Below are 5,891 nucleotides of genomic sequence, written 5' to 3'. Positions count from 1 at the left end.
CACTCTCTGAAATCTTAATTAATCTGAAAAATTGATTCTTAGAGGCTGCCTTAAATAAAAATTCTTGTTAATTCCACTATAATGAGCCAGAAATATACCTTGGTGGCATATCACTTCATTATTCAGGCTCGAGATTCTCGTGGTGAAATATAACTTCCAGCCAGTTCAGTTGGAAGATTTTGATTTTTTTTGTTTGAACATTCTACCACAGGAGAAAACTATGAAAAATTGTAGACGTGGTTTTACGCTCATCGAACTATTAGTTGTCATCGCCATTATTGCGATACTGATTGCATTACTCCTGCCGGCTGTACAACAGGCACGAGAAGCGGCGCGGCGCAGCACATGTAAAAACAACCTGAAGCAATTGGGGTTGGCACTCCACAACTATAATGAAACTCACACCGTCTTTCCTCCGGGAATGATAGGCCGCTGTACGACGCCGAACTTGAATGGGTCCGGTTTAGTGATGCTATTACCCTTTATGGATCAAGGTACACTTTACAATCAGTTCAATTTTAATGGCACGATGTTTACCGGTGAAACATCTCTTGGCGGGAATAGCAGTGGCACGATTACCACATTTGCGGGAGACCCGGCAACAAATGGAAACCTGGCACCCGTTCAAACACTGCTTCCTGCGTTTCTCTGTCCGACCGATGCAAATTCGACTCACACCCCCCCCACAAGCGCTTATGGTCCTTCTCCCTCGAACACCACCGGTAAGGGGGGCGCTAAGACAAACTATGACTATATCACAAACAATACCCACAGTGCTTGTACTGACTGGTCTGCTGTCAGCCTTAGTTCACGTCCGATGTTTGGTGATGACAGCAAGTGCCAGATTCGTGATGTCCTTGATGGTACCAGTAATACACTTGCTATGGCCGAGACAACCAGGCAGGTAAGAAACGGCAATTCAACCGCCTGGGGATATCGTGGTCATGTAATGGTTGGAATTAATTTACAGACCTATGGGCTCAATTTATTTGCTGCCGGTGAAGCAACGACGGGGAAACTCGATAGTTGGGGTTATGGTGGCAGTATGCATGTAGGAGGAGCTCATGGTTTGCTGGCAGACGGTGCAGTTCGTTTCATTAGTGAAAATATTGATGGAACTACGAGACAAAACCTTGCCAGAATGGCTGATGGTAACGTCCTCGGTGAATTTTAGTCGCACAGAATTTTCAAGATCGTTTTTGTTGAGAGGGGGTTGCTGGAATTCGAGCAACTCCCCCCTTTCTCGCGGATATCTACAAGAGGAGAAATGCGTGATGTTGCGAATCTCAGTTTGTCTGTTTTTAACTGTTGCCTTAGTCGGCTGTGGTTCATCCGATACCTCGAAGCCTCTACCAAAAACTGCCCCAGTCTCTGGTGTTGTCACGATGAATAAGAAACCTCTCGCATCCGCAACGGTAACGTTTCATCCTGATGCCGGCACGAAGGGAACAGACTGTACCGGCAGAACTGATGAGGCTGGAAAATACACTCTCACACAACAACACGGAGCAGCAGGAGCCCCTCCTGGAAAGTACAAAGTGACTGTAAGCCTGATCATGCGGGGAGACGGGACACCACTTCCAGAGGACGGAGCCGGAGAAGGGGGAGTCGCAGTCGAAACCCTTTCTGGCAAATACAGCGATTTAGGAAAAACAACACTGAAAGCAGACGTCCCTGAATCAGGAGGCGAGATCAATTTCGATTTGAAAGGCAAAAAGAAAAAATGAGTCTGCCTCTCAGGCAGGATCATCATCCCATCAAGATCAAAAAATCTACCAGAGTTGTAAGCACACTTTGAGCTTACAACTCTGTTTTGCAGCTGCTGCACCAAAATCTAAAGCTATCTGTTGTCAGCTTTGATCGCATAAACCTGAGTAGCACCTTCTACGAGAATCAGCTCCTGGTCACTTTCCAAATTATGGAAAGTTTGTTTACTACCCTTTGGCCATGAAACAGTCAGTTCATCGATCTGTGTATGGTTGCCCAATCCAAATTGGAGCCTTCGTTCGTTGCTAGCCTGAAAACCATCGCCGGCAATCAGTTGACGAGTTTGTATCTTGTCACCAGTTTTAATCCGAACAATGGTACCAATTGCATCGCGGCTTGATTGAACGCCATGCAGTTTTACCGTTAAGTAATGACCATGTTGTACAGTTCGATTTGTTAATAATGCGACTGGTGCATCCACGTGAGTGACACATATGTCATACAGCCCATCACGATTCCAATCCAATTTGGCAATAGCGCGCCCGAGATTTTTTTTCTGAAAATAGGGACCAAGTTGCTTCTCCGGAACCGCTTTAAAGCGATTCATTCCGAGGTTGGCATAATAGACTTGTGGTGCAAGTGAGCGGACGCCTACATCAGAAAGGTCTTCCAGATCACCGTTGGCAACCACCAGATCAAGCAGTCCATCATTTTCACCATCCAAAAACTGAGCTCCCCATGACATATATTGGAATCCAGAATTGTATAAATTTGCTTTTCGAGCAGAGTCAACGAAAATGTGATCAGACTGATGAATATATAAGTTATTTGGTTCTCGACTGAAATTCGTTATAAACAAATCGATTAAACCATCGTCCATCAGATCCCCGGCTGCAACACCCATACTCGATTGAGCAAGTCCATTCTCCCCGAGTGCCAATCCACGCAGTAGTCCTTCCTCAGTAAACTGGGGAGACTCGTTTGCGGGTTTGGTTTTGTTAACAAAAAAGAAATTAGCGGTTGTGTCATTGGCGATAAATATATCAAGCTGGCGGGAGTCACAAAAATCAGCAACTACGATTCCCATTCCTTTACCACCCTTGGCCATAATTCCAGACTCTTTCGTGATGTTTTTAAAGCGGCCGTCTCCTGAATTTTGATAGAGTTGATCCTGAGCTGCGGAAAACATGGTCGGATCACATTGAACGGGCCGACCGTTCTTAATGCAAGTACGATCGAAAACGTCTTGACCGCTGAGATAATTGACCGTATACAAATCGGGCAGTGAATCACCATTCAAATCAGCCAGTACACAACTCAAAGTCCAATCATCCCCACCAGTCCCCGTGGAATCAGTGATATCAGAATACGTTCCATCACCATTATTTTTTAATAGACGATTTCCTCCTATGTTGGCGACATAGAGGTCGGGAAATCCATCGTTGTCAAAATCAGAAACACACACACCTTGACTGAAGTCATTGAGATCAGGCATTGTTGATGTTGTCACATCCACAAATGAACCATTCCCTTGATTACGAAATAATCGATTCCTGCCGCTGATACCACCCGATGAAGATGGCCATGAACCTCCCTGAGTCAGATAGATATCCGGCCAGGCATCATGATCATAATCGATGACTGCGACGCCGCCACCGCTGAATTCGAACATGTATGCATGACTTGGTTTAGAATTGGCACCATTTTGATATGAGAAGTTCAATCCAGATGATTCCGCAGTCTCTTCCCACACAACGTTGATGTCTTGCTTTGTCATTGATTCAATAGGATGATTGTTGGAGGTTTTATCCCATTTTGGAAGTGGATATTCTGAAAGGTCAATATTCTTGACCGGATTGGCTAATACAAGATTTAAGGGAGTCTTAGTTGTCAATCCAGCAACTGCTTTTTCAAGGCCTTTCGCTGGCCACTCTTTTCTAGGAAAAATGTCTGTACCAATTTTGTACCAGACAGCCGCTTCCCAGGGGCGTCCTAACGATTCCATCATCTTCGCCACATCTTGGATTCGCGATGTTTCGCTCCCCACTTCTTTGATGAAATATTCTAACTGAGCAAGTTGATTTGCTCTGTAGGCAAACGGTTTCGCTTGTCCTTTTTTTTCTAAAGCAATCAACAATTGCGAAATCTGGTAATTTGCTCGGATGTGGTTTGGGTTCAGTTGTAGGGCTTCTCCAAAACAGCGGATGGCCATTTCCGGCTGATCACGTTTCTGTGCGAAACTACCCAACGCCGCCCAATACTCCGGATGGTGAACTGTAGATTCAGGGATATTTTGAGACCACTTCAAAAATTCGGATTCAGTGTCGCTGTTCGCCAGTATTAATCCAAGTTGAACCTGTGCTTCGATTTGGTTGGGATCTGTTTGAATAATGTTATTTAAAATAAGGCTCGTCTGTTTAAATTCATTCGCATCTGCAGCCATTCTGGCTTGCCCCAAGGCTATCAAATAATCCCTGGGAACAGTTCGACGACATCTGTCGACGATTTCTAATTCATGGGGTTCTAACCAAACCCACTCGGAAAGTCCCACGGAACGCAAAGGAAAAATCAGGCTTGCGGCTGGAATCATTGATTGATCGCCCTTAGACAAAAATATCTGCTTGATGATCTCCAAAAAATGAGGTCGCAGTTCCCAGTTTCGCCCTTGTAGCCGAAGTAAATTGACGAGATTCATGTGAGATGGTATGTGCTGGGGGTCAATTTTCAACACCTTTCTGGAAGCAACCTCACCAAGCTGTGCCTGACCAAGAAAAACCAATAGTTTACCTTTGAGAGAAACACATTCGATTGATTCCACGCTGCCATCTGGTTCTACATGTTGAATATAATTCAAGGCTTCTTGAATTTTACCCTGCTCATACGCTGCATTGGCTTTAATAAGCAATTGATCGGGTGGTTCTGACAGAAGTGATGGTATCAAAAAGAGTGAGAGAAGACAGAACACTAAGATGCTGATTATCCACACAACCTTTTTGGATTTTTGGGGAGGAAGGGCATCATCAATCTGGTTTATATGATTCTGTTTCATCTTGATGTATCCCCCGATTATTCAGGCATTGCTCGCGGCTCTTCGTATCCTGACTTTTAAAAGAAGGTCAGGTTCCTGCAAATATTATGAAATTCGATGAGATTTTCCTCAAAGTCGATCAACCTGAAATACAATTGATAAGGATTTTAGCTACAAGATGCCTGGCTTGATCCTTATGCCGCCCAATCTGAGAGTGACCTGTATGTTAGCATAACGCCCCCTGTAAGAGATACGAAATTCTAATACATCAAAATTGGAAACTACGAATCATTCATCCGTTTGTGCAGGTAAAAGCGGCGCAACAAAGTGGATCTGTTTGACGATTTCTTTGAATCCCAGTGATGTATAAAGGTGATTGCCGATCGAGTTCTGTTCCAGGGTCTCGATTTTTGCCAGGGATAAATTGAAACGACGAAACTGTTCAAGTGCATATTCAAGGAGTTGCCTCCCCAGTCCCTGACCCCGGTATTCGGGCACAAATGCCATGTTGGAGATGTAACCAATTCCCGCTTCCGAATCGTGCCAAGTGGAAATATAGCCGACGATCCTGCCTGACTCTTCTGCAATGAAAATTCCCTCCGGCTCTCGTCGAGCATCGGCTTCCACATGCGCCGCTTTACGCCATTTCCAATCGTGGCCGTTAATAAGGCCATATTCCTGTTCGATTCCTTCATCAATCGAAACACCTCGAAAGGCTTCCACAGTGATTTCTTTTAAGACAGCCAGATCTTCAGGTTGATAGGGGCGAATTTTCATATAAAGAATTCAAACGAGATTACTGGGATGAAACATCGGGTAAGACTGACGAGCTAACGGGATCTATGCTAAGATGTTTGAATGAAAATTTAAAGGAGACCGGAAAAATCCTTTAAATGAGAGTCTTTCTCACTTAAAATCAGCGAAAACTGACAGGAAAAGTGAATGACAGAATCACCAATCTACACAGCAGAACAATTATTAGAGACCCGGCTTGAACAGCCTGAAGACGGGCGTTGGATGGAACTGGACCGGGGAAAATTAATTAACCTGGACCCTCCCGATGTCGATCATGGAACCATTGTTCTGAATTTGTCCAAAATGCTCTCTGTCTATTTACATCAAGTAGATCGCGGGTATGCCTGTTTTGAATTAGGAT

General features: G+C 44.5%; 5 protein-coding genes. 3 read left to right on the top strand and 2 right to left on the bottom strand.

Annotated features, from left to right (window positions below):
• The first annotated feature begins 220 nt into the window (after window positions 1-220).
• A complete protein-coding gene (locus Q0668_RS15930) occupies window positions 221-1,174 on the top strand; it encodes a DUF1559 domain-containing protein (RefSeq protein WP_298866437.1) in 954 nt (317 codons plus the stop codon).
• A 100-nt stretch (window positions 1,175-1,274) separates the two neighbouring features.
• Window positions 1,275-1,727 (top strand): carboxypeptidase-like regulatory domain-containing protein, encoded by a 453-nt coding sequence (locus Q0668_RS15925; RefSeq protein ID WP_298866435.1) that lies wholly within the window; start codon window positions 1,275-1,277, stop codon window positions 1,725-1,727.
• Window positions 1,728-1,840: 113 nt separating this feature from the next.
• On the opposite strand, the gene Q0668_RS15920 is transcribed toward Q0668_RS15925, so the two are convergent.
• Both Q0668_RS15920 and Q0668_RS15915 read right to left on the bottom strand, forming a co-directional pair.
• A complete protein-coding gene (locus Q0668_RS15920; RefSeq protein WP_298866433.1) occupies window positions 1,841-4,756 on the bottom strand; it encodes an FG-GAP-like repeat-containing protein in 2,916 nt (971 codons plus the stop codon).
• 267 nt (window positions 4,757-5,023) lie between these two features.
• Window positions 5,024-5,512 carry a GNAT family N-acetyltransferase gene (locus Q0668_RS15915; RefSeq protein WP_298866431.1) on the bottom strand — a complete coding sequence of 163 codons (489 nt, stop codon included), beginning with the start codon at window positions 5,510-5,512 and terminating at the stop codon, window positions 5,024-5,026.
• Between the two features lie 165 nt (window positions 5,513-5,677).
• Between Q0668_RS15915 and Q0668_RS15910 the strand changes: the two genes are divergently transcribed.
• On the top strand, window positions 5,678-5,891 hold a 214-nt coding region (locus tag Q0668_RS15910), incomplete at its 3' end, for a hypothetical protein (RefSeq protein WP_298866430.1).

This window comes from uncultured Gimesia sp. (genome assembly GCF_937910335.1).
In the GTDB taxonomy this organism is placed as follows: Bacteria; Planctomycetota; Planctomycetia; order Planctomycetales; family Planctomycetaceae; genus Gimesia.
This window is presented reverse-complemented; position numbering and strand designations above follow the sequence as displayed.